This is a genomic window from Flavobacterium fluvii (assembly GCF_900129545.1).
In the GTDB taxonomy this organism is placed as follows: Bacteria; Bacteroidota; Bacteroidia; order Flavobacteriales; family Flavobacteriaceae; genus Flavobacterium; species Flavobacterium fluvii.
The window spans coordinates 162702-189476 of record NZ_FQWB01000007.1 but is presented as its reverse complement, the minus strand read 5'-3'; the positions used below and the strand labels follow the sequence as shown (position 1 = coordinate 189476).

At 36.1% G+C, this 26775-nt stretch carries 27 protein-coding genes and 1 tRNA gene; 16 read left to right on the top strand and 12 right to left on the bottom strand.

Annotated elements, in window-relative coordinates; all coding sequences use genetic code 11:
* Positions 1-303 precede the first annotated feature (303 nt).
* From BUC16_RS14995 to BUC16_RS14960, 8 genes are all read right to left on the bottom strand, one after another.
* Positions 304-540 (bottom strand): hypothetical protein, encoded by a 237-nt coding sequence (locus tag BUC16_RS14995; RefSeq protein ID WP_073371615.1) that lies wholly within the window; start codon positions 538-540, stop codon positions 304-306.
* A 182-nt stretch (positions 541-722) separates the two neighbouring features.
* Complete coding sequence (locus BUC16_RS14990) at positions 723-1010, bottom strand: hypothetical protein (RefSeq protein WP_073371614.1); 288 nt, start codon at positions 1008-1010, stop codon at positions 723-725.
* A 20-nt stretch (positions 1011-1030) separates the two neighbouring features.
* Positions 1031-1258: a hypothetical protein gene (locus BUC16_RS14985; RefSeq protein ID WP_073371613.1), complete on the bottom strand. Its 228-nt coding sequence runs from the start codon at positions 1256-1258 to the stop codon at positions 1031-1033.
* A gap of 11 nt (positions 1259-1269) precedes the next feature.
* Positions 1270-3381 (bottom strand): DNA translocase FtsK, encoded by a 2112-nt coding sequence (locus BUC16_RS14980; protein ID WP_073371612.1) that lies wholly within the window; start codon positions 3379-3381, stop codon positions 1270-1272.
* A gap of 2 nt (positions 3382-3383) precedes the next feature.
* A complete protein-coding gene (locus BUC16_RS14975; protein ID WP_073371611.1) occupies positions 3384-4331 on the bottom strand; it encodes a hypothetical protein in 948 nt (315 codons plus the stop codon).
* Entirely contained in the window at positions 4316-4579 is a 264-nt protein-coding gene (locus tag BUC16_RS14970) for a hypothetical protein (RefSeq protein ID WP_073371610.1), read from the bottom strand. The genes BUC16_RS14975 and BUC16_RS14970 overlap by 16 nt, the downstream gene beginning before the upstream one ends.
* On the bottom strand, positions 4569-4841 hold the full coding sequence (locus BUC16_RS14965) for a helix-turn-helix domain-containing protein (RefSeq protein WP_073371609.1): 273 nt from the start codon (positions 4839-4841) through the stop codon (positions 4569-4571). Before BUC16_RS14965 ends, BUC16_RS14970 begins: the two co-directional genes overlap by 11 nt.
* 144 nt (positions 4842-4985) lie before the next feature.
* Positions 4986-5768, bottom strand: coding sequence for a phage antirepressor KilAC domain-containing protein (locus BUC16_RS14960; protein WP_073371608.1), 783 nt, complete (start codon positions 5766-5768; stop codon positions 4986-4988).
* 143 nt (positions 5769-5911) lie between these two features.
* On the opposite strand from BUC16_RS14960, the gene BUC16_RS14955 reads away from it, so the two are divergent.
* A complete protein-coding gene (locus tag BUC16_RS14955) occupies positions 5912-6301 on the top strand; it encodes a helix-turn-helix domain-containing protein (protein WP_073371607.1) in 390 nt (129 codons plus the stop codon).
* 44 nt (positions 6302-6345) lie between these two features.
* A complete protein-coding gene (locus tag BUC16_RS17510; protein WP_084546278.1) occupies positions 6346-6990 on the top strand; it encodes a hypothetical protein in 645 nt (214 codons plus the stop codon).
* A gap of 125 nt (positions 6991-7115) precedes the next feature.
* On the opposite strand, the gene BUC16_RS14945 is transcribed toward BUC16_RS17510, so the two are convergent.
* From BUC16_RS14945 to BUC16_RS14930, 4 genes are all read right to left on the bottom strand, one after another.
* Positions 7116-7189: transfer RNA gene (locus BUC16_RS14945), tRNA-Arg, on the bottom strand.
* Between the two features lie 151 nt (positions 7190-7340).
* Positions 7341-7484, bottom strand: coding sequence for an SsrA-binding protein (locus BUC16_RS14940; protein WP_073371606.1), 144 nt, complete (start codon positions 7482-7484; stop codon positions 7341-7343).
* A 74-nt stretch (positions 7485-7558) separates the two neighbouring features.
* Entirely contained in the window at positions 7559-9313 is a 1755-nt protein-coding gene (locus tag BUC16_RS14935) for a M56 family metallopeptidase (protein ID WP_073371605.1), read from the bottom strand.
* Positions 9314-9317: 4 nt separating this feature from the next.
* Positions 9318-9674, bottom strand: a complete 357-nt coding sequence (locus BUC16_RS14930) for a BlaI/MecI/CopY family transcriptional regulator (RefSeq protein WP_073371604.1) — start codon at positions 9672-9674, stop codon at positions 9318-9320.
* A gap of 169 nt (positions 9675-9843) precedes the next feature.
* Here BUC16_RS14930 and BUC16_RS14925 point away from each other — a divergent pair, with 169 nt between their 5' ends.
* The 14 genes from BUC16_RS14925 to BUC16_RS14860 all read left to right on the top strand — a co-directional run bounded on the left by BUC16_RS14925 (position 9844) and on the right by BUC16_RS14860 (position 26763).
* Complete coding sequence (locus tag BUC16_RS14925) at positions 9844-10503, top strand: TatD family hydrolase (protein ID WP_073371603.1); 660 nt, start codon at positions 9844-9846, stop codon at positions 10501-10503.
* A 244-nt stretch (positions 10504-10747) separates the two neighbouring features.
* Positions 10748-11461 carry a tRNA threonylcarbamoyladenosine dehydratase gene (locus BUC16_RS14920; RefSeq protein WP_073371602.1) on the top strand — a complete coding sequence of 238 codons (714 nt, stop codon included), beginning with the start codon at positions 10748-10750 and terminating at the stop codon, positions 11459-11461.
* Positions 11462-11527: 66 nt separating this feature from the next.
* A complete protein-coding gene (locus BUC16_RS14915) occupies positions 11528-12454 on the top strand; it encodes a geranylgeranylglycerol-phosphate geranylgeranyltransferase (protein WP_073371601.1) in 927 nt (308 codons plus the stop codon).
* Positions 12447-13031, top strand: coding sequence for a Maf-like protein (locus tag BUC16_RS14910; protein ID WP_073371600.1), 585 nt, complete (start codon positions 12447-12449; stop codon positions 13029-13031). Before BUC16_RS14915 ends, BUC16_RS14910 begins: the two co-directional genes overlap by 8 nt.
* A gap of 154 nt (positions 13032-13185) precedes the next feature.
* Entirely contained in the window at positions 13186-14286 is a 1101-nt protein-coding gene (locus tag BUC16_RS14905; RefSeq protein WP_073371599.1) for an AI-2E family transporter, read from the top strand.
* Positions 14287-14474: 188 nt separating this feature from the next.
* Complete coding sequence (locus BUC16_RS14900; RefSeq protein ID WP_073371598.1) at positions 14475-15008, top strand: mechanosensitive ion channel domain-containing protein; 534 nt, start codon at positions 14475-14477, stop codon at positions 15006-15008.
* Between the two features lie 155 nt (positions 15009-15163).
* Positions 15164-16984, top strand: a complete 1821-nt coding sequence (locus BUC16_RS14895; RefSeq protein WP_073371597.1) for a BamA/TamA family outer membrane protein — start codon at positions 15164-15166, stop codon at positions 16982-16984.
* A 139-nt stretch (positions 16985-17123) separates the two neighbouring features.
* A complete protein-coding gene (locus BUC16_RS14890; protein ID WP_073371596.1) occupies positions 17124-17609 on the top strand; it encodes a hypothetical protein in 486 nt (161 codons plus the stop codon).
* Positions 17610-17838: 229 nt separating this feature from the next.
* Positions 17839-20364: a PIG-L family deacetylase gene (locus BUC16_RS14885; protein WP_073371595.1), complete on the top strand. Its 2526-nt coding sequence runs from the start codon at positions 17839-17841 to the stop codon at positions 20362-20364.
* Positions 20365-20486: 122 nt separating this feature from the next.
* A complete protein-coding gene (locus BUC16_RS14880) occupies positions 20487-22208 on the top strand; it encodes a sodium:solute symporter family protein (RefSeq protein WP_073371594.1) in 1722 nt (573 codons plus the stop codon).
* Between the two features lie 505 nt (positions 22209-22713).
* Entirely contained in the window at positions 22714-24051 is a 1338-nt protein-coding gene (locus tag BUC16_RS14875; RefSeq protein ID WP_073371593.1) for a multiheme c-type cytochrome, read from the top strand.
* 177 nt (positions 24052-24228) lie between these two features.
* Complete coding sequence (locus tag BUC16_RS14870) at positions 24229-24612, top strand: cytochrome c (protein WP_073371592.1); 384 nt, start codon at positions 24229-24231, stop codon at positions 24610-24612.
* A 16-nt stretch (positions 24613-24628) separates the two neighbouring features.
* A complete protein-coding gene (locus BUC16_RS14865; protein WP_244534373.1) occupies positions 24629-25516 on the top strand; it encodes a DUF5777 family beta-barrel protein in 888 nt (295 codons plus the stop codon).
* A gap of 311 nt (positions 25517-25827) precedes the next feature.
* Positions 25828-26763: a 4Fe-4S dicluster domain-containing protein gene (locus BUC16_RS14860; RefSeq protein WP_073371591.1), complete on the top strand. Its 936-nt coding sequence runs from the start codon at positions 25828-25830 to the stop codon at positions 26761-26763.
* The last annotated feature ends 12 nt before the right edge of the window (positions 26764-26775 follow it).

Sequence of the window (26775 nt, the reverse complement as noted above, 5' to 3'; positions counted from 1 at the left end):
TTTAAAAATTCAACTAACAAAGAAAAACATTTATCTTTGAATTAATTAACAGAACACTCTCTTAGTAAAAGTCCAAATTAGTTTGAAGACGTACAACAATTCCGTTTACACTTTCAAATCCATATTCAAATTTAATTTCTGTGTTCATAATTTCCTGTGTTACGTGGTATGCCACTAACAACAGCTACATTTCAGCGTTATATTAGTGATTAATTTGATTATTGTTTTGCGCTTCAATCATTTGGCACAACCGAAGCATTATTTTGTGTTTGACCACGCCGAAAGTGTAGCGATGGGCGTACGTTATAAGAAATAGCTATTACCTTTTTCATAACAAATTATCAGCTCATCAGTAGTCTTTAATCCATCCCATTCCCACCATCCATCTGAATCACATTTTATTTGGTTGTGTGATATAAACAAACCAAATCCTAATGCAAAATCTTTTGCTATTTTTTCACAAGATTCAGCTCTTTTAATATTTTCTTTATCTGGTGCAATTCTATACACAATTGGCAAAAACTTTTCTTTTAAGTTCATAATTACATTTTTTTAATTACCCGCTACTTCTTATAACATCGGTTTTGCTCTATTGCTGTTTCTGGCATAATTCGATGTTTGGTTTGTATTTGTTATTTTTGTTTTTAAATCTAAAGTTTTGGCTTACTTTTCCGCAACAAAGCAAAGCCGAGTGCCGTTATCGTTCAGCTTCGTTGGAACGGCTAAAGATACCCGAATGCTATTGCGGCAGTTTCTCCAATATCTAATAAACTACCTTCAAACTCTTCATCCTCATTTTCTTCATCATCTTCAGTATCATTTTCATAATACTTTCCTATTTCATCATTAAGTTTATCCCATTTTTCAGCTTTTACAATGCTTTTAAGGATTTCATTTGCAATAGATTCTTCTTCGCATAAACAAAAAATAGTTGGTGGATTTGTAGAAACATCAACAATTCCTGTCAATTGAGAATCATTTATTTGTTTTGCAAAAATTAATTTTTCCATTTTCGTTTTATTTATGATTATTATGTGAATGAATTACAAAAATCAACTGCGTGAATCTCTGGAATTAAAACTTTTACAGTTACAGTTGTTTCAGACCAAAATCCACTTGTTTTTTTAACTGATTGTGTTATTCCGTTATATTCTTCTGTTTTTCTAGTAAATTTTTCGTGAGTTCTACTATTTAATTCATATTCAAAAATTAAATATTTAACACCGTTTACTTCGTGAGTAATCTGTTCTATTGCCATTTTACTGTGATTTAAGGTTTATAATACGCTTGAAACCTTACCAATTCAGGGTATTCGGGAGAGCGAATAAGACCATCGCCGCCACCAGCCAATGATTCGGCACCGCCTTCGTCGAGGACTACTTTGGAATCGATTTCTTTTGGAACTCTAAAGCATATTTGGACAGGGAAATTGGCTTTGGCATCGCCTGTTATTACTTTCACAGATGCTCTTTGTGTTGCAGCCACGATTCGGAAACCAACGGAACGCCCTTTTTGAAGCAGGATGCGAAGGTTTTCTTCCAAGGTGTTTTTGGAACCCACTTTTTGAAGCTTCATTTTTGGCACCATTGTTTCGCCAAACATTGTCTTCATTTTTTGTTGTCCCACTTCGACCATTTCCATAATATCCAACTCTTTGCCTTTTCGTCCTTGGGATTGGGCATCGGCAAACTCGTCAAAAATGATTAGGGTTTTTTCTTCGCTTCCGGCTTTGACTCTTTCGTTCATTTCGATAACCAAATTTTCCAAAGCGGTTTCGATATCTAATATTTCGCTGTAGATTTTAACTCCTTTCAATCCCATTCTGCAGAACTCGAATTTAGGGTCAAGAATAATGATGTGTTTTACGCCAGCCAATTTCGAAAATTCGATAATTGATTTTAATTCAACACTCTTACCGCTTCCTGTAGCACCGCATACTAAAGCGTGGGGTGTGGAATGGTTGTTTAAATCCCAATGAACGATTTGCTCGAAATTGTCTCTACCGATTGGTATTTTCATATCGACCAAATCCTTTTTGGTAAAGTTTAAATCTCTTTCTCTTTTTTTGGAAAGTTCCACGGCTAAATATGATTTTCCTTCGTAAACCGTCAGTTCTTTCGAAATACGAACGGTTGAAACATCGAGTGCATTGGCCAAGTCCAACTTGTGCGATTGAATGGAATTGATTTTGGTTCCTGCATCGATTTGGAGTAAATACGTATTACTGGAATAGCCGTTGAATATTTTTGCCACTTTTACAATGGTTCCGAAACGTCTTAAAACGTGTTCTATTTTTTCTTCTTGTGTCATGTCTTTATTTGAATAATCGTATTGAATAAATTCGGCTGCATTTTGTCGGAATTGCTTAATCACTGTTGGATTGATGGTTTTGATTCCGGTGTCCTTGATTTTTTTGAGCCTTTGTTTGATTAATTCCGTTTTCGTCGGGTCGATTCCGGTGAAGTCTTCCACGTCCAAAAGAAGTGTTTTTGTCCAGAATTCATACATTTCGGCAAGGTCAACCAAGTTGTCGCTGTCGTTCATTATATACACATAATCAGGATCGTTTACGGCGTGAACCAAAGAGCGCAATCCTTCATAAAGCAATACCTCATAATATCTGCGCTCGTCTTCGCTTGTCATATCAAGCGGAAATTTGATTAGCTGTGGCGATTTATCCCTATTTTGCGAAAATTTGTTTTCGATAAACCAAACTTCATCCACCTTGATTCCTTTTTCGGCCTCGTAACCTTTGATGTAAGTGATGGCTTGTTTACCGTTTGTCAATTTAACTGCATCATCAGGAGTATAAGATTGTTTTGATTTATGGTCGATTATTACAATTTTGCCTGATTTTAGTTTGACCACTAAATCAACTTTGTAATAAAGCGGTAGCGGAATATCCACGCCGTTTATGGTCACGAAAATTCCTTTTCCATAATGCTCCACGTCCAAAACTTCATCAATTTCATCAACATAAACAGAAATGTCTTTCAGGAAATTTTGAAGCAATTTAGAAACCGTTGCCGATGCTTGGGTAATACACTCTTCGACCGAAGGAGTTGTTTTTTGCAGTTTCCAGTTTCGGGGATCTGTTTCTTCGATGTAGTTGTAAGCAATGGTTTCCAAATCGACCAATTCGGGAAGAGCTTCTTTTGCCTTGAACAAATTGAAATACTGTTGCAATGCTTCGTGATAGGCGTTTCCTGCTATGGTGGTGGCCGAAGACTTGGAACGATAGCCGTAAACTGACTGCATTTCGTAGGCTTTCTGGTTGCGTGAAAAGGTGCTGACTGCGGAATACGACCAACTGCTGACAAGGAATTGGCCAAGGTGTTTAGCCAATTCGTCTGTTGTCAAATTTTTATAGATGCTTTCCATAATTACGGTAAGTTTCCAGGATTAGTGTTTGCCGTGTTCACAGGATTGCTTAATTCTTTCAGCCTGTCTGAATAGACGGTGTAGGTATCCAAATCATCCTCGGGAATGTCTTTTTTGAGTTTTTCGAGTGCTTCCTTGGTTTTGGCTTGGTTGATTCTAAGAAGCAGTTTGGCAGAATCCACTTTTTCTTCTTTGTTTTGATTTTCCACCTTTTTTGCCCTGAAAATCAAATCGGCAGTAGAATCACCGTCTTTAATGGCTTGGGCATAACCAATAAGAGTTACCAAATCTTCTCCCGTGATGTTTGCGGTGGATGGTTTGCCAAGAATGTCAAGTACTTCTTTTTCGGTTACTCCGTAAGTATTTTTCAATCCGTCTAATACGGTTGTTCTTTTTTTGATTAGTTTGGTTTCATCTGAAATGTCGCCAGTAATCAATTGTTTGGCAGATTTTGAAACTTTGTCCACTACTGCTTTTGGGATTACTTTTAGAATGGCATTTCGCAAAGAAATAGAATTGGCGGCATTACCGGTCACGGTAATCATATCGTCGTTCATTCGTCCTGTTTTGGTTATAATGGAACGTTTTACTTCTACTTTTATGGCGATGTTTTTTTGCAAATCAAAGCAAACGGCTTGTGAAGTAATGGTTTTGTTGTCGATTGAAGCGATTTTGGCTTCAATTCTTAAATTACCCCAATTTTGGGCGAGAATTAATGCCAAGTGTACGGAAGGTCCATTTAATGTTTTTCCGCCTCTTGGCAAGGCATAACTACAACTTGAAGCGGTTTCAACGTCCATTGTAACGGTTGCAATAGAATCTTGAACAGCTTGTTGAATATTTCGTGGATAGGCTTTTGCGGTTGCAATTTGAGTATCGATTTGAGCTTTGTCTTGCTGATAGATCATATCAAAGCTTACTTCTTCGGTTTTGATTAATTCTGCTTCCATTGTTTTACTTTTTTGATGTTGGTTGAATGATAGGTTTGTTTGAATTTTTCGACGATAATTTCGTTGGCTTCCTTCACGCATTCTTCGTCGGTGAAGTAGAATGTTTTTTTCTCGGTGTCGATAAATAGCCTGTCGGCTAATTCATCATGCGAAACGCATTCGTCCAGTTCTTCAAATCCTCTTTTGGTTAATTCATCAGCTATCTCGTGTAGCTTTTCTGCGGCAACGTAAAATCTGTTATTGTCCATTGTTTATGTATGTTTTATAATTTGTTTCGGAGATCAGCCAACTTTTACCCACTTTGGAGGCAATTAGTAATTTAAGATCAATGTGTTGTCTAATTGTTTGGGGTTTTCTTTTGGTCATTTCAGCAACTTCATTGACGGTGTACTGTCGTTGTTCGTCTGGAGCAGGTTTTTCGGCTTCCTTCTTTTTTTTGTCTTGAATTTGGACTACTTTTTCAGCAATGACATTCAAGTTCTCGGGTGATAATTTCAGAATTACATCCATATTGTATTGATTGATTAATGGGTTGGTTAAAAATTTCGTTGTTTGGGTCAGTGAAGCTTGATGCCTCGATGGTATTATCTCCGTTGTTCAGGATTTTGTCCAGAAGCAGGAAATTATGTTTTTGGAATAGTTGGCGGGTAGTCATCAGGCAGATTGTTTTTCTTTCAACAATTCGTGAATAAAGTTTCTGCCTTTTTCAGTCCAAACGGTCAACATTGAGGTTCTTGTTACGCCTTGGCTATCGGTATAAGTCGATGTAGTTGTTTTGGTGTAGCCTTGGTTATGGTATTTGGAATAAAGTACCCAAACTTCGTTTTGTTTGTACTGAATCTTTAAATCGTTTAGTTTTCGATTTAGAACCATTGCTGAAACACCTAATTCTTTTGCTATGAGCGTAGTGGTGTATGTAGAAGCACTTGTAAGTACTTCGTTGTAATACTCGACTTTGGGAGCCGACAACTGCAAGGCTTCGTGTTGTTTCTGGTTTTGGATTTGCAAACGTTCTTTCTCGGCACGTTCGCTTTTCAACACTTCCAATGTTTTGATCAGTGTATCAGGATTGTTTAGTAAATCTTCGATAGTGCTTGGTGTGGCGGTCATTCCGTGTTTTAGGAGTTCTTTGATGCGGTCGTTGCACCATAATTTGAAATCAACACTTAACCATTGGGCGAAATCGAGAGCAATATCTTCGTGCATCCAAGTACCAAATGAAGCTCCTCCATTAATAACATTCACAATATCAGTCGGTAGGCATTTTAGCCTAGCGGATAAAGCATTGATTAATTCTTGGGCATTTTGGGTTCTTAAATAATCTTTGGTTGTTTTGCCAAAAGGTTTTGCCATTTCTGTTGCCGAAACCATAACATCTCCATTTCCAATCTGGAAAGTGATGTTGCTTCCATTGTAATTAAAAATCTGATTTTGCATATATTTTCCCAGTTTTATAAATAAAAGTCTATCAAAAAACTATAACTTTGGTATTGCTTTGTTTAGACCTGTATTTGTTTGTTTTTATTAGTTTTCGTTGAAGCAAATATATACAAGTATTTCTGAAACAACAAAATAAAAAGATGAAAAATACAAGTATTTCTGAAAGAATATTGCAAATGACTGATTTCTTGCAAATTAGCATTAATGATTTCGCTAAAAAATTAGGATATAGTCGTTCTCAGGCTATTTATGATGTAGTTAACGGTAAGTCAAAACCTAGTTTTGATTTTTTTGACAAGCTTTACAATTCAGTATATTCTGAAACATTTAATCCAGAATGGCTTCTAACAGGCAAAGGAGAAATGTTGAAAACCCAAAGCGAAAACCAAAACATACTGAATGATCCAGGCGAAGAATATGGGCCGGATTACAAGGAGTTATATTTGAGAGAAAAAGAAATTGTAGATGTCTTGAAAAACCACATAAGGAATCTTGAATTGCAGTTGGGCATCAAGAGAAACGCAGGATAGACCTGCGGAGTGGGTGGTTTATGTTAATTAGAAAAAAAATAGATATGAAGAAGTTTTTAGTTTTAGGAATTGTTTTGATTTGTGGGGTTTGTTTTGGGCAAGGAACGTATGGAGGATATAGTCAAATGCAACCATTACAAGGAAGTATTTCTGACGATATACAACAAGCACAAGCAAATGCTTATAGAAAGCGTGAAGAAAAGAGAGAGATTGAAAGAATTAAGTATGAACGGGACCAGCAAGAAAAAGGAAGGCAAGAGCAAGAAGTACAGTCTCAAAAAGAATATGAGGCATTAGACAGACAAGCAATTTACAAAGCTTGTATCGCTTCCAGAGTTGGTAGTAAGTTATATTTATTTGGAGGCAAGAATGGAGAGGTGCTTTTAGGGTGTTTAAATTGCGATAAGTTTGACAGTGATAGTGTTTGGAATAACTATGGCAAATACGGTTCTAAATTCAACAATGAAAGCATCTGGAATAAGTATGGAGCTTATGGAGGAAGTTATGGGGCGTTTTCTCCGTTTAATTTTGGATCAACTCCTCCAAAAATAATTGATGACAAAGGTATTTTTATTGGATACTTTACTATTAATAAATATTATACAGATAGAAAAGAGAATAATTTGCTTGATGCAATTTGTGAAAAATGGGAAGCAATAAGTGAAAATATTTCCGAAATGACAAAGTAGAATTGTATTTATTTTTATTCGTTTTCGTTGGTAGTTGTCGTGTGGATTGTCGGGTAAAAAAGTTAGTAAAAAAAATAAAACCCCAGTGTTTACTGGGGTTTACAAAGATTTTTAATCTTAAAAAGTGACCTTGACTGGATTCAAACCAGTAACCTCTTGAGCCGTAATCAAGTGCGCTATTCAGTTGCGCCACAAGGCCTTTATACTTCACTTAATTTCTATTTTCATAGGAGTTCAGTGAACGCGTTTGCGGGTGCAAATATAGGCAATTTTTGCAATCGTGCAAACCTAAACGTAAAATTATATTGAAATATTTTTTTAATCTTCAATCTACAATCTACAATCTGAAATCAACAATCTAATGCTCTTGTAGTTACATAATATCTGTAACCAATGATTGCCAGTTGCCATTTCTTGGCTTTGGCCAAATCCAGTCCACTTTTTGTAAAACTGGGAAGAACAAGCTTGTTTATTTTGGCCAAAATTTTGAACATAAGTTGATTTTTTTCAAAGGTATAAAAAAAGACGGTCTTGATGAAGGACCGTCTTTTTGGGTTTTTCGGGAATCTTATTTCCCTTTTTTTGCATTCAAGTTAGATTGGTATTCTTCCATTTGTTTTTCAAAAACTTTCATTTTTTCCTCGAAAGCTTCCATTTCTTTGTTGAACGGCTCCATTTGCTTGTTGAATTCTGCCATTTGTTTATCGAAAGCTTCCATTTGAGGTTCCAGTTTTTTCATTTTGGCATCGAAGTCTTCCATTTTCTTTTCATATTCCTTCCAAGCTTTTTTGTCTCCATGAATGGGGTCTCCTTTTGGCGCTTTCGGTGCTCTTGGTACATTTGGAAATGGAGGAGTTTTAATTTTTAAAACTGGCGGCGTTGGAGGAGTGGGTGGAACAGGAGCATTTTTGTCATGTATGTTGTATGCTCCTTTTTTGGTTACAATGCGGATCGTTTTTCTTTCTTTGTTCACATCCATTGTCTCAATTGTTTCTTGATTCAGAACATCCAATTCATTTTGGCTTACTTTTTTGTCATTGATGTAAATGTCATTGTCATTGGCCATTTTGGCGTGTTTTTTTGTAATAATTCGAATTTCATTTTTATTCGAATTTTTGGTTACATCTATTCTTTCAATTTCCTCAGGATTTAATTTCTCCATTTCAGTTTTATCTGATTTTGCACCATTGATATAAATCTCTTTGTCTGTGAAATTAATTGGTTTTGTTGAATGTTTGGTAGTAACCAGAATTTTTGGGTTGTCTGATTTTTTAATAACATCTATCTTTTCAATTTCATTTGGGTCTAAAATAGCCAATTCGTTCTCGCTTGATTTTTCGCCATTGATGTAAATTTCTTTTTCTTTTGATAAAGTGGTTAAGTCTTTTTCAATTTTAATTGAAGCCAAGTCAACAGTATTTGACTTTGTTTTATTTTCTTGTTTTGAAGGCTCTTTTTCTTGTGCCACGACTTTCACTTGGAAGAAAAACACAAATGCTCCCAGAAGCGGCAATACTACCGCATACTTCCAATAATTCCTTTTGTTTGATTGATTTTTGTTTAACATAACGATTCGTTTTTTGATTAATGATTGATAAAAATGATTGGTAATCGCAACACAATTTTCCTGTGTTGTAATTTTTAAAAGCGTCAATTGGTACGCTTTTTTGTCGGATATTTTTTTGGAAGCTTCGCTGTCGGCGATGAATTCCAGGTTTTGCAAAACGGCTTTTTTGTACAACCACACCAATGGATTGAACCAAAAAACGACACAAAATAAACGTGTGATCAAGACGTCTATCGTGTGATTTTGTTCGCTGTGCACTTTTTCGTGTTCCAAAATGTTTTCCAATTCCGTGTCGCTGTACAAGGATGAGTTATAGACGATAGAGTTGAAATAAGAAAAAGGCGAAACATTTTCGGTGACGTCAATAAATTGGAAATCGGCTTGTTTTTGGATGGTTTTGCCTTTCAAAACCTTGGATAAACTGTAAAAGTCAACCGCAAATTTCACCAAGAAACCCAGAATTCCAATCGAATACGCAATGGCGAAGACAAGATACCAATTGATTTCAAAAGCCTCGTTTTCATCCGCATTCGTCATTGGAATTTTCGACCAGTCAAAATCGGTTGGAGTTGGGTCAACCCAAACAATTTTCGTAAAAACAACCAATGGCAAAATGACCGAGGTGATGAGTCCCGCCAATAAAAACCAACGATTGCTGTTGAAAAAAGTTTCTTTTCGCAGTAAAAAATAGTAAGCCAAATAAAACATTCCGATGAGGCTGCTGGATTTGATGAGGTAAATGAATAGCGTTTCCATCTGATTATTTATTTTCGATCATGGCCAATATCTCTCTTAATTCTTCGGCAGATATTTTTTCTTCTTTGGCAAAAAACGACACCATGTTTTTATAGGAACTATTAAAATAAGTATCGATTGCCGTGTTCATGAATCGCTTTCTATAGTCTTCCATCTTCACGATAGGGAAGTATTGGTGCGTGTTGCCAAAAGCATTGTGCGACACAAAACCTTTTTCTTCCAGATTTCGGATAATGGTTGAAAGGGTGTTGTAATGAGGCTGTTCTTCGGTGATTTCGGCCAGAACTTCTTTTACGAAAGCCTTTTCCAGCTTCCATAAAATTTGCATGATTTCCTCTTCTTTATTGGTCAGTTTTTGCATAATTGTTTAATTTGAAAACAAACATACAACTATATTTTTAGTTAACAAACTATTTTTGTAGTTATTTAACTAAATTTTAAGTTCAAATTAAAAACAACTTGATTTTAGAACCTGTTTTTATCAAAATATAATCTTTGCGGCTTTCTAACTTTTAAACTATTTTTGCCCAATGCAATACTTCAATTTACATACCCATCAATTCACGAATCAATCCGATGTGTTGGAATTGGTCAATCAATATCCACAGGAATTTGATGGCGCGATTCCATTTTATTCCATCGGAATTCATCCGTTGTACATAAACGAAAACCGATTGGAAAATGATTTTCAGGTGGTTGACGAAAAATTGGCTTTGCCGGAATGTTTGGCTCTCGGCGAATGCGGTTTGGATAAACGAGGCGAAACACCGTTTGAGGTACAACAATCCGTTTTCGAAAAACAATTGGCCTTGGCCGAAAAACACCAAAAACCGGTCGTGATTCATTGCGTTACCGCTTTTCAGGAACTCATCGAAACCAAGAAAAGACTGAAGATTAGTGTTCCAATGCTGGTTCACGGGTTTTCCAAAAAAGAGGAACTCGCCAAGCAACTAATTGACGCTGGATTTTACGTTTCATTTGGAAAAAACTTGTTGCGAAACCCGGAATTGGAATCTGTTTTTAAAAGCATCCCAAACGATAGATTCTTATTGGAAACCGACATGATTGAGGAAGGAATTCAAGATGTTTATGCTTTGGCGGCAAAATATAAGGGGATGGAATTAAGTGAATTACGGGAAATTGTGAATGGAAATTACAAAACCGTTTTTGAAAGTAAAACAAATTTATAACAACGAATCAATGTCGTTTCTTTAGTAAATGAAATAATAGCCGTAGATCGTCAGTTCGAGTGTCCCGATTTTTATCGGGATGTATCGAGAATTTTAATTAGAATAGGCTTCTCGATACAATTTTGAATCTTAAAGCTGTCGCATTAAAATTCAAAATCACTCGAAGTGACGAGTAAATTAGTAAGAAAACGACATAGAAAAAAGATTTCAGATTTTGAATACCAAAAACAAACGATAATGAACTATGAAAGAGTGGACAGAAAGAGCAGAACTTTTATTTAAAGCAGAAGGATTAGAAAAATTAAGAAACTCCAATGTGTTGGTAGTGGGATTAGGAGGAGTTGGTTCTTTTTCTGCAGAGTTTTTGGCCAGGGCGGGAGTGGGAAAAATGACAATTGTGGATGGCGATATTGTGGATATCACGAACATCAACCGACAATTGCCTGCTTTGCATTCGACAATAGGACAATCCAAAGTGACCATTGTAGGTGACCGATTAATGGACATCAATCCTGAATTGAAACTGACAAGAGTGGAGGAATTTTTATCGCCGGAAAGAGCTTTCGAACTGGTTTCAGACGAATTTGATTATGTTTTGGATTGTATCGACAGCATCACGCCAAAATTGAATTTAATCATTGCCGCCAAGCGCAAAAGAGTGAAAATCATTTCTTCGATGGGGGCGGGAGGAAAGATGCAAGCTTCCAAAGTAAAGGTGGCAGATATCAGCAATACCATAAATTGTTATTTGGCCAAAACGATTCGCCGTCGATTGAAAGCAGCTAAAATCAATAAACTGAAAGTGGTTTTTTCGTCCGAAATTCAAGATAGTGCGAGTTTGAAAATGACCGATGGTTCCAATTTCAAGAAGTCTTTTTACGGAACCAACAGCTATATGCCGGGATTATTCGGATTGCATGCCGCCGAAACCGTGATTCGCTATTTGCTCAAGAAATAGTTTTCAGCAGCAATTTTCAGTAGCAACAAGAACTGAAAACTGCGACTGGGACTGAATACTAAAAGAATGAAGTACCTTAAATTAATTCGTTACCAAAACCTGTTAATGCTGGCGTTGATGCAGCTTATTTTTAGATATGGTTTTCTGGAATTGCAAAATATTCCGTTGGCTTTGTCCGATTGGCAATACGGTATTTTGGTTTTGGCAACGGTTTGCATTGCGGCTGGTGGTTATATCATCAACAATATTTTTGACGTGGAAACTGACATTGAAAACAAACCCAAAAACGTGATTGTCGGGAAGTTTATATCCGAAACCAAGGCGTATAATCTTTACATTGGCTTCACTGTTGTTGGCGTGGCAATGGGGTTTTATTTGTCGAATGTTATCAATAAACCCAGTTTTGCATCCATATTCATAATCATTGCGGCGACGCTTTATTTTTATGCCACGAGCTTGAAACAAAGTTTGCTCATTGGCAATATTATAGTGGCTTTGCTGCTTTCGTTTAGCGTAATCATTATCGGGATTTTCGATTTGTATCCCGTTACTTTTGAAGGAAACAGACCCGTTATGGGAATGCTTTTCGGTATTCTTTTGGACTATGCCCTTTTTGCTTTCATCATTAATTTTATCAGGGAAATAGTTAAAGATTTGCAAGACGTGAATGGCGATTTCAATCAAGGAATGAGTACTTTACCGATTGTTTTTGGCGTAAAAAGAACTGCAAAATTGGTTTTTGTATTGAGTTTTATTCCCATCATTTGCATCGTTTATTACATCAACACTAATTTGTTTGCTTCGGGATTGTTGTTTGCGACAGTTTACGGATTAGTTTTTATATTGGCGCCGTTGCTTTATTTTACCACAAATATTTGGTCGGCAGCAAAAACCAAAGATTTTCATCATTTGAGTACCGTTCTAAAATGGATTCTGTTTTTCGGAATACTTTCGATTGTGGTCATCAGCCTAAACATTAAACACAATGCTTAAAAATAAATTGCAAAAATACAAGCTGATATTGGCTTCGGGTTCGCCAAGACGTCAACAATTTTTCAAGGATTTGGACTTGGATTTCGAAATCAGGTTGAAAGAAATAGAGGAAATTTTTCCATCGGAACTTAAAGCGGAAGAAATCACCAATTATTTGGCAGAATTGAAAGCCGGTGCTTTTGAAGGAGAATTGAAAAACCACGAAATCCTCATCACCAGCGACACCATCGTTTGGCACAAAAACAAGGCTTTGGGAAAACCAAAAGACGCCCAAGATGCCTTTGAAATTCTAAAATCGTTGTCGAATGCCACTCACGAAGTCATCACTTCGGTTTGTTTTAAAACTAACATTGATGTTAAAGTTATTTATGAAGTGACGAAAGTTACTTTCAACAAATTGAGTGAAGAAGCTATTTTATATTATATAGAAAACTACAAACCATTCGACAAAGCGGGAGCTTACGGCATTCAGGAATGGATAGGTTTTGTTGGGGTTTCCAAAATTGAAGGTTCCTATGCCAATGTCATGGGAATGCCGACCGACAAAGTTTACGAATATTTGAATGGATTGGTATAAATATGTTGGTGTCAATGCAAACTTTTGAATGTGACAATTATATAAAAAATATATAAAATCATGTAACAATAGCTATTCGTAGAAATGTCATATTTGCTAATTAAACATTAGATGATCAAAAGAGATTTTGATGCTAATTTGATTCCAAATATATATGAATAGCTCCATCAAATTTCCTTTTTACGTCAGGCTTTCTTTTATGGTGATAAGTTTGATAGGCATTACCTATATTCTTTGCATAGGGAAAAGCGTGTTGATTCCTATTTTAATGGCCTTTTTGATAGCCGTGTTGTTATTGCCGATTGTTCGTTTTTTAAATTCCAAATTGAGGTTTCCAAATGTTTTGTCATCGTCGATAGCCGTATTTCTTTTTGTGTCCCTGATTGTGGGAGTTCTCGCTTTCATCTCTTATCAAATTAGTGATATAGCTGATGATTTTGCCGAAATAAGAAAAAACGTCAATCTTTTTATAGTTGACATTCAGCGATTTATCAAGGTAAATTTTCAAGTAAGCTTTTGGGAGCAAAGAAAATATATTGAAGATGTGACGCAAGATTCTGTTGAAAAAGGAAAAGAAACCATAGGAACGACGATACTGTCTGTTACCGATACTATTTTGGATTTAACTTTAATACCCATTTATACTTTCCTGATACTTTTATATAAAACCCATTTTGTATTGTTTCTTGCTAAATTATTCCGAAAAGAATATCACGCCAAATTACAGGAAATCTTGACGCAAATAAAAGGCGCTGTCCAAAGTTATATTTCAGGTTTGATACTCGAAATGATTGCAGTTTCGGTATTAACGAGTATTGGACTTTATTTTATAGGTGTTAAATATGCCATTTTGTTGGGGATAATTACAGGAATATTAAACCTTGTGCCCTATGTGGGGATTTTGGTGGCCGGAGTTTTGACCATATTGTCTTCCTTGACTGGAACTCCAGAATTATCAATGATTTTAGGAGTGATAATGGTAAATATTGTGGTTCAAATAATTGACAATAACATCCTTGTTCCCTTAATTATAAATACAAAAGTCCAAATCAATGCTTTTGTTTCCATAGTAGGAATAATAATTGGGAGTCAAATTGCCGGTATTTCGGGAATGTTTTTGGCCATTCCATTATTGGCCATTCTAAAAATAGTTTTCGACAAGATAGAATCTGCCGAACCTTGGGGATATTTAATGGGCAATAATTTGCCAAAGACTTTCAAATGGAAAAAAATAAAACCTCAAAAAGATTTATGAAAGGATAAACACAATAAATTGGATGGGTTAGCTTTTGCAGATTTCATTTAAAGATATAGAGAGTTCCTGTTTTGGGCTCTCTTTTTTTATTTAGATTTCAAAAAAATAAAGGTTCTGGATTCAATGCGGCATTCCATTATGGCAAAGTATATGGATATTTGAGTAAATTAGCTTAAAATATAATTCTGATGAGATTTTTTAACGATTTTGCAAGAGAGATGATTGGAACGGGGATTTTACTGTTGTTGGTAATGTTGACTCGACTGATTTTTTCAAAATTAATACGAAGTTTTGCCAAGCGAAGCCAAACCATTGAACAACGAACGCGATTGGTTATTAAATATATTCATTTGTTTGTAAATATTATGGCCGCTTTTGGTTTGGTAATTATTTGGGGTGTCAATACCAAAGACATCATTATTGCCATTTCTTCTTTTACAACCGTTGTGGGCGTTGCCATGATTGCCCAATGGTCTATTTTGAGCAATATTACTTCGGGCATCATCTTGTTCTTTTACTTTCCCTTCAAGATTGGGGACGTTATTTTTATTCACGACAAAGATTTTCCAATCGAAGCCGAAATTGAAGACATTAGGGCTTTTTACGTCTATTTGAAAGACAAGGACGGACAAATGATCGTTTATCCCAACAATTTGTTGCTGCAAAAAGGAATTTCCATAATTAAACTTCCGAGCAGCAGGGTAGAGGAATTTACGGATTAATCCAAAGTGTGAATTATGCAAAGATTTTGAAAAATAATATAATGCTTTAGAAATATAAAAGTCCAATATTTGTTGGTAGATACCATTGGGTTATTCAGCTATTTTAACGGAAAATTGGAACTTCTTTCTTCCTGTTTCTACAATTATTTTTTCAAATGCCGCAAAAAACACTATTCTTGTTTCTTTTGGTACTCCTCAGTTTTCAGATGGCGTTCTCGCAAGAAAACACACCTAAAAAAGACAGTTCCGAGGTTTACAGGGATATTCAGGCTTATTCCAAAAAAAACAAGTTCACCAAGTTTGTACACAAGTTGGTTTTTAAACCCATCAACCCTAAGCAAAAGCGCAAAAAAAAAGTAGTTAAGCAAAATTACCAAGCTTTTGAGGGCAAGATTATTCGAAACATCAATATTGTCACTCTTGACCCTTTTGGTTATTCCGAGATTGATTCGACCAAAAAACCTAGAAACTGGGTCGAAAAAAACGGGAATTCCATACACGCTAAAACTAAAAAATTAGCCATTCAAAATATCTTGCTTATCAGGGAAAAAAGGCCCTTGGATTCCTTGTTGGTAAAAGAATCGGTTCGTTTGATAAGAGCGCAAAACTACATAAACAGAGTAGCAATTACTACTCAACTTATTGCTGAAAATGCAGATTCAGTTGATGTTTTTATTAGAGTGTTGGACACTTGGAGTCTACTGCCCAGAGTTTCCTTTTCAGACACCAAGGCCAATTTACAATTGAACGAGCGCAATTTTTTTGGTTCCGGTCATACGCTGAACAGTCGGTATCAAAAAAGATACGAAGACGGGAAGGATGCCTATAAACTGGAATATGTTGTCCCCAACATCAAAAACACCTTCATTGTGACCAAGCTGAATTATTTCAAGGATTTGGATGATAATTACGGGAAAACCATCACGATTGACCGTCCTTTTTTCTCGCCTTTTGCGAAATGGGCCGGAGGAATTAATTTGAACCAACAATTTAGGAGCGATACGCTTGCCGACGCCAATCTGGTGTATGCCAAACAAAGTTTCAAATACAATTCACAAGATTTTTGGGCAGGATATGCTTTCAGGATTTCTAAAGAAAACAACGAAAACAGTAGGGTAACCAACTTGATTTTCTCGGGCCGGTTTTTGAATGTAAATTACCTCGAAAGTCCAACCATCGAGTACGACCCCATCGATTTTTATGCATCTGAACATTTTTTTCTCTCCGGAATTGGTATCTCCACACGTAAATATGTCGAGGACAAGTATATTTTTAAAAATGGAATCATCGAAGATGTTCCCATCGGGAAAATATATGGAATAACGACGGGTTATCAATTTAAAAACAATGTGGGGCGTTTCTATTTGGGAGGCCAGGTGTCTTTTGGCAATTATTTTAAATGGGGTTTTTTGAGCCTCAACTTCGAATTGGGGACGTTTTTCAATCAAACGGTTACCAGTCAAACGGCGTTTACTTTTCAGGCGAATTATTTTACTAATTTGATTGACATTGGAAAATGGAAGCTGAGACAGTTCATCAAACCCCAACTGACCATTGGAATCAATCGCCAGAATTCTATTGGAGACCAATTGACCATCAACGAAGAGTATGGAATTCAAGGTTTCAAGAGTGCAATTTATGGCAATCAAAAAATGATGTTGACCTTTCAAACCCAAACGTATTCGCCTTGGAATGTTTTTGGTTTCCGATTAAATCCGTTTTTCAATTATACCATTGCCATGCTCGGAAACGAGACAACGGGATTGAATGAAAGCAAAGCTTATTCAAAAATTGGTCTCGGATTGCTTATTACCAATGATTATTTGGTATTTCGTACTTTCCAGATTTCGCTGGCTTATTATCCAACGATTCCGGGCAATGGCAACAATGTTTTAAAAACAAATGCATTCGATACTTCGGATTTTGGGTTCCAGGATTTTGGGTTGGACAAACCAAGAACCGTTATTTACAAATGAAAAAAAAACACCTAAAAAGACAATTTTTTGGGTAGTTTTATAGTTTGTTTTGAAACGTAAATTTGTTTTAGAAAGCAAAATCGGCATAATTTTTGAACTTTATTAATGCATAATTTTTTTAACTTAAAACCCAAATAAGATGAAAAACTTAAAATTAATTACTGCGGGAATGTTTCTTTTTGTATCAAGCTTGATGCATTCACAGGTTTCAGTTAATGTAAACATAGGAGTTCCTCCACCATGGGGTCCGGTTGGATATGCCAATGTAGGTTTCTATTATTTGCCTGATGTTCAGGCTTATTATGATATTCGAGCTACCCAATTTATTTATTTTAGCGGTGGAAAATGGGTGCGATCAAGATATTTACCTGGGCCATACAGAAATTATGATTTGTATGGTGGTTATAAGGTAGTTTTGCATGATTATCATGGTTCACATCCTTATTATTATTTCAATACCCATAAAGTAAAATATCATAAAGGATATAAAGGAAGTCCACAAAAAAACATTGGAAAAAATCCTAAGCATTATGATAATTATGATAACAACCAAGGAAACCAAGGTAATGGACACAAAGGAGGAAAAGAGCACCACGATAATGGAAAGCATAAAGGCAAACATTAATTCCTGAAATTTAGTTATGACAAAGAGAGAGTTTCAATTTGGGCTCTCTCTTTTTAATATCCGCTAAAGGGAATATTTTCATGATACAATTATTCATTTAACTTTTAGTTCAATAGTTTTGGTAAACTGTCATTGTGTATTTCATTCAACCCAATTTTATGGGAAAATTTTGAAATAACAAAGGTATAATTACTACATTTGGGCTAATTGCCAATTAAATTCCAGAAAAATGCAGAAAGTTTTGATTTCATCTCTTGTTATTTTCCTTCTTTCTTTCCAAACAATAAATGCCCAACAACCCCAAAAACCAAATTCGGTAGAAATTTACAATCAAATCCAAAAACTTAATTTTTTGGGTTCGGTGCTTTATATTGCGGCACATCCCGATGACGAAAACACCCGATTGATATCTTATTTATCGAATGAAACAAAGGCAAGAACGGGCTATTTATCACTAACTAGAGGTGATGGTGGACAAAACTTGATTGGTCCGCAACTCAGGGAATTACTTGGGGTTATCAGAACCCAAGAATTGATTGAAGCTCGAAAAATAGATGGTGGTGAACAGTTTTTCACGCGTGCCAATGATTTTGGTTTTTCCAAAAATCCTTCGGAAACACTGGATATTTGGGACAAAGAAAAAGTGCTTTCGGATATTATTTTTACAATTAGAAAGTTCCAACCCGATGTCATCATTAACCGTTTTGACCATAGAAGTTCGGGAAATACGCACGGTCATCATAGTGCCTCGGCCATGTTGAGCGTCGAAAGTTTTGCCAAAGCCAATGATCCAACCCTATTTCCAGAACAATTGAAGTTGGTTGAACCTTGGCAAACCAAACTGCAGTTTTTCAATCCATCGTGGTGGTTTTACGGAAGCAAGGAAAAATTTGCCGCTGCCGATAAATCTAATTTTGTCACTATGGAAACGGGGGTTTATTATCCATCTTTAGGGAAATCAAACCAGGAAATAGCAGCATTGAGTAGAAGTTGCCATCAATCGCAAGGCTTTGGCACAACTGCTGTTCGTTATAAAGAGACCGAATATTTGGAACAAATAAATGGCGATGTTTTAAAAGATAAAACTTCTATTTTTGAAGGAATCGACACTTCCTGGAATCGAGTAAAAGGAGGGAAGCCCATTGGCGAATTGATGACAAAAATAATTTCTGAATTTGATTTCAAGAATCCTCCGGCGAGTATTCCAGATTTGGTAAAAGCCTATTCGATGATGCAAGTTTTGGACGAAAATCATTGGAAACAAATCAAATCCGAAGAGATAAAAAACACTATTGCAGCTTGTGCCGGTTTATATCTTGAGGCTAGGGCCAATATTCAAGAAATTACTCCTGAAAGTCGATTGTTAATTAATGTTGAAGCCATAAACAGAAGCCCAATGACAATGCAATTGACGAGCCTGACCGTTTTGCCGAACCAAAAAGTAATACCACAAAATTTGGCATTAAAAAATAATGTTTTACAAAATATCCCGCTTGATTTGCAATTGCCGTCCACGATTGAGTACACGCAACCCTATTGGTTGAAAGACAAAGGAACGGAAGGAATCTATGCTGTTGCCGATCAAAAAAACATTGGAATTCCGGACATCATTCGAGAAGTGAAAGTGGTTTTCAACGTTCAAATCAATGGAGTTGAAATCCCTTTCGAACGAACCGTGATTTACAAATACAATGACAAGGTTAAAGGGGAAGTCTATAATTATTTAGACATTGTTCCCGAAGTGACCACCAGTATTTTAGACAAAGTGTCGCTTTTCAAGACGACTAAAAAGAAATACATTGCCGTAAAAATAAAGGCAGGAAAAGATGCAGTGAAAGGCGATTTACAACTCGAATTGCCCAAAAGTTGGATTGTTTTGCCAAAATCCATTCCTTTTAATTTGGACAGAAAAGGTATGGAGCAAACAGTTTATTTTGAAGTCACGCCACCCAAATTGCAAGAGGAAGCTGTCGCCAAAAGTATTGCCATTATTGACGGCAAACGCTATGACAAAGAACAAATCATCATCGATTTTAGCCATATTACAAAGCAACAGGTCTTGCAATCGGCCGAAGCCAAGTTTATTCGACTGGATTTGAAAACAGAGGAGAGAAAAATCGCTTATATTATGGGAGCCGGAGATGATGTTCCCAATAGTTTAAGACAAATGGGATATAAAGTCACCCTACTTGATCCAGAAGAAATATCTCCCGAAAAATTAGAAAGTTTTGATGTTGTGATGACTGGAATCCGAGCTTTCAACACGGTTGAAGCATTGGTCAACAAATTAAATATTCTTTATGATTTTGTAAAATCGGGAAAAACAATGATTGTACAATACAATACTCCCGATCTTGTTTTTAGTATAACCCCCTTTTCAATGAATATTTCCCAGGACAGAGTCACTGATGAAAATGCCGAAGTTCGGTTTCTGGCGCCCAATCATCCCGTTCTAAATTCGCCAAATACCATTACTGCCAAAGATTTTCAAGGATGGAAACAGGAGCAAGGTTTGTATTATCCCGATTCATTCGACAAAGATTTTACACCAATATTATCTTCCAACGACAAAGGCGAGTCTCCAAAAAAAGGAGCTTTATTAATCGCTCCTTACGGAAAAGGACACTATATTTATACCGGATTGAGTTTTTTCAGGGAATTGCCGGAAGGGGTTTCGGGAGCTTATAAATTATTGGCAAACATGATTTCTTTGCAGACACCCGTGACAATTCCATCTGAAAAAGGAAAACTTTAAAAATCAAATTATGGAAACCAACAAAGTCAAAACTTGGAAGAAAAGCTACACTTGGGTTCTTGTGATCAATGCTGCTTATATTTTGGTTTTTTATTTATTAATGGAATTATATTCTTGAAACTATGCAGTTATTCGATTGGATTGTCCTGGTTGTAACCTTGCTATTTATAGTGATTTATGGCGTATGGAAAACAAAGGGCAGCAAGAATGTGGAAGATTATATTCTGGGCAGCAACGAAACGCCATGGTACACCGTGGGGCTTTCGGTTATGGCGACACAAGCCAGTGCCATTACTTTTCTTTCGACTCCTGGACAAGCCTATCATGACGGAATGGGTTTTTTGCAATTCTACTTTGGATTGCCTATTGCCATGGTGGTCATTTGTTTAACTTTCATTCCTTTATATCATAAATACAAGGTTTTTACGGCTTATGAATACCTCGAAAAAAGATTTGATTTAAGAACTCGTTCACTTGCCGCTATTTTATTTTTGGTGCAAAGAGGGTTGGGGACAGGTTTGACTATTTATGCACCTGCAATAATTTTGTCGGCATTGTTGGGTTGGAACCTGACAGCAATGAATATATTAATTGGTGTCCTGGTAATTATTTATACTTTTTCGGGTGGAACCAAAGCCGTGAATGTAACCCAAAAACAGCAAATGTTCGTGATTATGTCTGGAATGATTATCACTTTTTTCTTGATTTTGTATTATTTGCCCAACGACATGACTTTTACTAGTGCACTGCATATTGCTGGTGCCAACAACAAAATGGATATAGTCGATTTTTCGATTGATTTTGAAGAAAAATATACGTTTTGGAGCGGAATCACGGGAGGTTTTTTTCTGGCCTTGGCTTATTTTGGAACGGATCAATCCCAAGTGGGACGTTATTTGTCTGGAAAATCAGTTCGGGAAAGTCAAATGGGATTAATAATGAACGGACTTCTCAAAGTGCCGATGCAATTTTTCATACTGCTAACCGGGGTCATGGTTTTTGTGTTTTTCCAATTCAATCCAGTTCCCTTGAATTTTAATCCCAACAATAAAACGATTATTGAAAAATCCCAATACAAAAATCAATATCACGCTTTGGAGCAGAAATTATCGGCTCTTTCCGAAGACAAGAAAGTGATTAATTTGTTGTATATCGATCAGCTCAACCAGGATTACGACAATCCCATTCTTCGAAAAGAATTGGTTGGGTTGTCCAGCAGGGAAAAGGATTTAAGGGATCGTGCCAAAGAAATCATTTTTAAAGCGGACAGCAACAGCGAAACAAATGACAAGGATTACGTGTTTTTCCACTTCATATTGAATTATTTGCCCAAAGGCTTGATTGGTTTGCTGCTGGCGGTAATAATTTCGGCAGCGATGTCTTCTACGGCCTCTGGACTTAATGCATTGGCATCGACAACGGCAATCGATATTTACAAACGCAATATAAAGGAAGAGAAATCAGAAAGACATTATGTGAATGCCTCCAAATTTTTTACCCTTTTTTGGGGAATTGTGGCCATACTTTTTGCCAGTATTGGAACCCTGTTCGAAAACTTGATCCAATTGGTCAATATTGTGGGGTCTATTTTCTATGGAACTGTTTTGGGAATTTTCTTGGTTGGTTTTTATATAAGACACGTTCAGGCCAGAGCTATTTTTTACAGTGCCGTCATCAGCCAGATTACCATTTTTATAATCTATTACTACGCCATATTCATTTATCCAAGCGGCGAAGAGAAACTGGGTTATTTGTGGCTCAATTTTATTGGAGCAATGCTTGCCATAATCTTGTCCATGATTATGCAGGCAACAATTTTTAGAGAAAAACTAGAAACTGTATAAATAATTAAGAATCAATTCTCTATTGTTTTAAAGTGTAAGATTTTTATTTTAACTTTATTTTTTTTTCATTTCTAAGATTTGCTTTTTGGGATAATGTGGTCAAAAATAGTAGGTGATTTTTTGTTTTTTATAAAAATCACTATCCAATTTTGCAGATTCAGCAGATTTTCCATAATTCGAATATTTCAAGAAATTAATTTTCAAAATAAGGGAGTGATTAATCTGCTGTTTTTTGTTTTTTTTATTATTATTTTTTATTATTTTTGGTAAGTAAATGTTTCAGATTAATCCATTTACACCAAATGGCAATATTTCTGTATTGTAATAAAAGGTTTGCGATTCCAAGATAATTAATTAGAAAAGAACTAAATAAGTGTCATTTATTCAAAGTATGATAAATATCATATTCTATTCTTCAAATAACAAATAATTTTATATCATAAAAATAACATAAGATTAAGTTAAGAATAAGTTAAGGAAATCAATAAATTAAACTCTCGAAATTATGAAAACAGTCAAACAAACTATGTTAGTTGTTTTAGGACTTCTTTTTTTCTCCTTGCAGGGATGTACGCATGACGAATATATTCCAGTACCTGGACCACCGGGTGAAAATGGTACAGACGGTGTCTCTGGAACAGCTTCTTGTGAAACATGTCACTCCGTTGCTCATAAACAACCTATTATTGATGCTTATAACTTGTCGACACATTTTCTGGGAGGACATGTTTATGGTGGTATTACTCCTAGTGGTTCCGATCAACGTAATTCAGTTTATGCTGATGGTTCTTTGAACAGCAATAGGGCATTTTGCTCTCAATGCCACTCTCAAGAAGGGTATATAGATACAAAAAAATATGGTCAACCAAATCCTATGGGATATGATATGGTTAAACAGATTGGTTGTGAAGGTTGTCATGGTACAGTTCACAGATCTTTGAATTTTGCTGTTGACGGAAATGATTTTGGTTTAAGAAATATTGCCGCCGTACCACAAAAAATCAACCCGGGATTCTTTTTAAATGCTTCGCCAACAGACGGGGTTAGTTCAGCCAACACTTGTATTGGATGTCACCAAGCAAGACCTGATTCAAATGGATATTACAAAAGACCGGTTATTGAAGCTGGTGAAAAAGATGCTTCAGGAAACGTTGTAATTACCAATAGCCCAACAGGTCCTTTATACAGATACTGGTCGCAAAGAAAATTGGCCGATAAAGTAGGTCCTTATCCAGCAGGAACTACCTTTTACAAAATTTACTCCAATACAGGTACCAGTGTTCACGCATCTGAACAAGGAGATTTGTGGATGGGAATCAATGGTATTGACATAGAAGGAACCACAACACGTTTGCCTGCAGCAAAAACAGCTGCGCACTACAAATCGGCTTCTTGTGTAAAGTGTCATATGGATACACCTAAACCGGGGACTACAAATACAGGTTCACATACCTTTAAACTTTCTTTTCAAACTTGTGTGACTTGCCATTCAAGTCCTGAAACTTTATTGACCACTTTCCATGCTAAATTTGATGCAGAAATTGCAAAATTGGTGGCAGCATTCGCGGCAAAACCTACTTATTTTACTGTTTCTGGAACTGGTGTGAGTGCTAGTGTGAGTATTAAAGCTTATGACAGTACTACAGGATTGCCGTTCCCTACGACTCCTGGTTCAGGAAACACAACTCCTGGAGTTTGGTACCAATCAAGAACAGATTTTCCTCTTAAATATTCTCAGGCGTATTGGAATTACAAATTAGTGATAGGGGACGAAGGTAAAGGTGTTCACAACCCACTTTACGTAATGGCTTTAATTCAAAACTCTATCGAAGCATTAAAATAAAAAATAACTTACCTCTGGGCAGAGAGTCCCAGAGGTATTTATTTAATTGTTGAAGGATTGGGATTTTATATGTCTTTCTTTGACAAAGTACTATATTGCTCGCGAAAATTTGAATCTCTTGACAATGAAAATTGTTGAATAAGACAATATAGCAATTATTCAAATAAAAAATAAAAGATGAAAAAAACAATTCAATATGTAATAATGCTGACAGTGGGTTTGATGGCTACATCCTGTTACTATGATACAATGCCGCCAGAACCTGTTGTTCCACTTCCGGACGTAGTTTCTTACTCAGAAGATGTTCAGCCATTATGGAATGAGTCTTGTATCGGTTGTCATAAATCGGGAGGGACAGCGCCAGACTTGACTGCTGCAAATTCGTATAGTGCATTGACTGCAAACAACAAATATGTTGTTCCAGGAAACGCTGCGGGAAGTAAACTGCATAAATCTCTAATGGGTGATGGTGCCGCTTTAATGCCTCCTGGAGGAAAATGGAGTGATTCAAAAATCGCAATTGTGGATAAGTGGATTAATGACGGGGCGCTTAACAATTAACTATAAATAAGAAATCATGAAATTAAAAAAAATAATATTTATAGCCCTGTTTACTTTGCCAATGATGATGTTGGCACAAGAACAAAAAGATACCATTGCCGCCGTACAAAAAGATAGCATACCAGCAGTTCAAGAAGACAGCGTTCCGGCTGTAAAAGAAATAGAGTATGAACGTGCCGCTTTTGAAAGCACTTCATTGATTGAAAGCCAAACGAATCGAGTGTATTCGAAAGGAACCATCGAAATGATCATGAATCACCGTTTTGGTCTTGTGAATGGAACCAATGACATGATTGGAATCTGGGCACCTGCAAATATTCGTATCGCATTAAATTATTCCATTACAGATCGTATTACTGTTGGTTTTGGAACTACAAAAGACGTTAGATTGCAAGATTTCAGTCTTAAGGCTGCTTTGTTAAAACAAACCGTTGACGGCAAAATGCCGATAAGTGTTACTTATTATGGGAATTGGTCCATTAGCGCTTTACCAAAAGAGAATTTTTATCATTTGACAGATCGTTGGTCATTTTACAACCAATTGATAATTGCAAAAAAAATCAACAAGGTGTATTCATTGCAATTAGGACCAAGTTATTCACATTATAATGTAGTTGATGCTTCCATGAATAATGATTTATTTGCTCTTCAATTGGGAGGTCGTGCAAAAGTCACTTCCACCATGTCTGTACTTTTGGACGTAAATCAACCGATTACCTCTCAAAATGATGCTCCTAAACCAGGATTTTCAGTTGGAACCGAGTTTTCTACTGTTGGGCATACATTTCAAATTTTCATAAGTAATTATAGGGGAATCGTGAACCAACAAAGCAATATGTTCAATCAATTCGAATTCTTTGAAGGCGAATTTGCCATTGGATTTAACATATCCAGAACTTGGTAGTATGTTGAGAAAATTATCATTTGTATAACCACCCTGGCGGTTGATAAAATATAAAAGAGGATTCTCATTCATAAATTAGGATGAGTTAATCCTCTTTTATATTTTTATATTCATTTTTATTGCATTATTTGCCGAATTTTAACTAAATTCAACCTTTGAATTCGATTAGTGGGTAGTTTTAACTATAGTATGATAATTATCATTAGTATTCGGAAATTTAATATTGAAATTTGCACCATGATTTAAACGAAAGACATAAACCAAAATATATTCTAATTGCAATGAATTTTTAGCAACTAAATTGATGAAAAATGGAAAACGAAAACAATAATTCAAGTCGTCGAAATTTCCTGAGACTCGGTGCTCTAGGTGGAATAGCTTTGGCAGGGACAGCAATTGCTAAAGCTGTTACAGATGAAGCTCCAAAGGAAACAGGCAAAAAAGTAAAAGTGCTTACAGCCGATGGTAAACTTGTGGAAGTGGATAGTTCACATGTCGAGCATCATGCCATGAACGACAATTATACAAGTGAAGAAATTCGTCAAGGAGTTAAAGGGAAAAAATTTATCCGCGTTATCGATTTAGGCAAATGTGCCAATGAAAGAAAATGTATTGAAGGATGTCAAACGGCACATAATTATATAGCTCCGGTAGAGTATATCAAGGTGAAAAAGATGCAAAACTCGGAGCTTGAATCACCGTATTGGTTTCCTACGATGTGCTACCATTGCGATAATCCTCCGTGTACAAAAGTATGTCCGGTAGATGCCACATTCAAACGTGAAGACGGAATTGTTGCCATGGATTATGACCGTTGTATTGGATGTAAATTCTGTATGGCTGCTTGTCCTTATTCAGCCCGAACTTTCAACTTTGGAAAACCGGAACAACTGAAATTTACCGAAGAACATGGAAACGATACTTCAGATCCAAACCATTGTAGAACTCCTTATGCGCAAGAAGGAACTGTTGCAAAATGTGATTTCTGTACAGATCGCTCCGAGAAGGGTTTATTGCCTGCATGTGTTGTGGAATGTCCAAATGGAGCCATACTTCATGGAGATGAATTGGAAGATGTGGTTACTAACGGTGAGGACACTTTTAGATTGAAAAAATTATTGCAAGACAGGGGAGCTTACCGCCAATTTGAAGAATTGGGAACAAAACCTCGTGTGTATTACTTGCCTCCAGTAGCACGTAATTTCCCGTTTGAAGATGCAACCGAAGCTCATAATACAAAAGATTAATCTTTTTAAAAG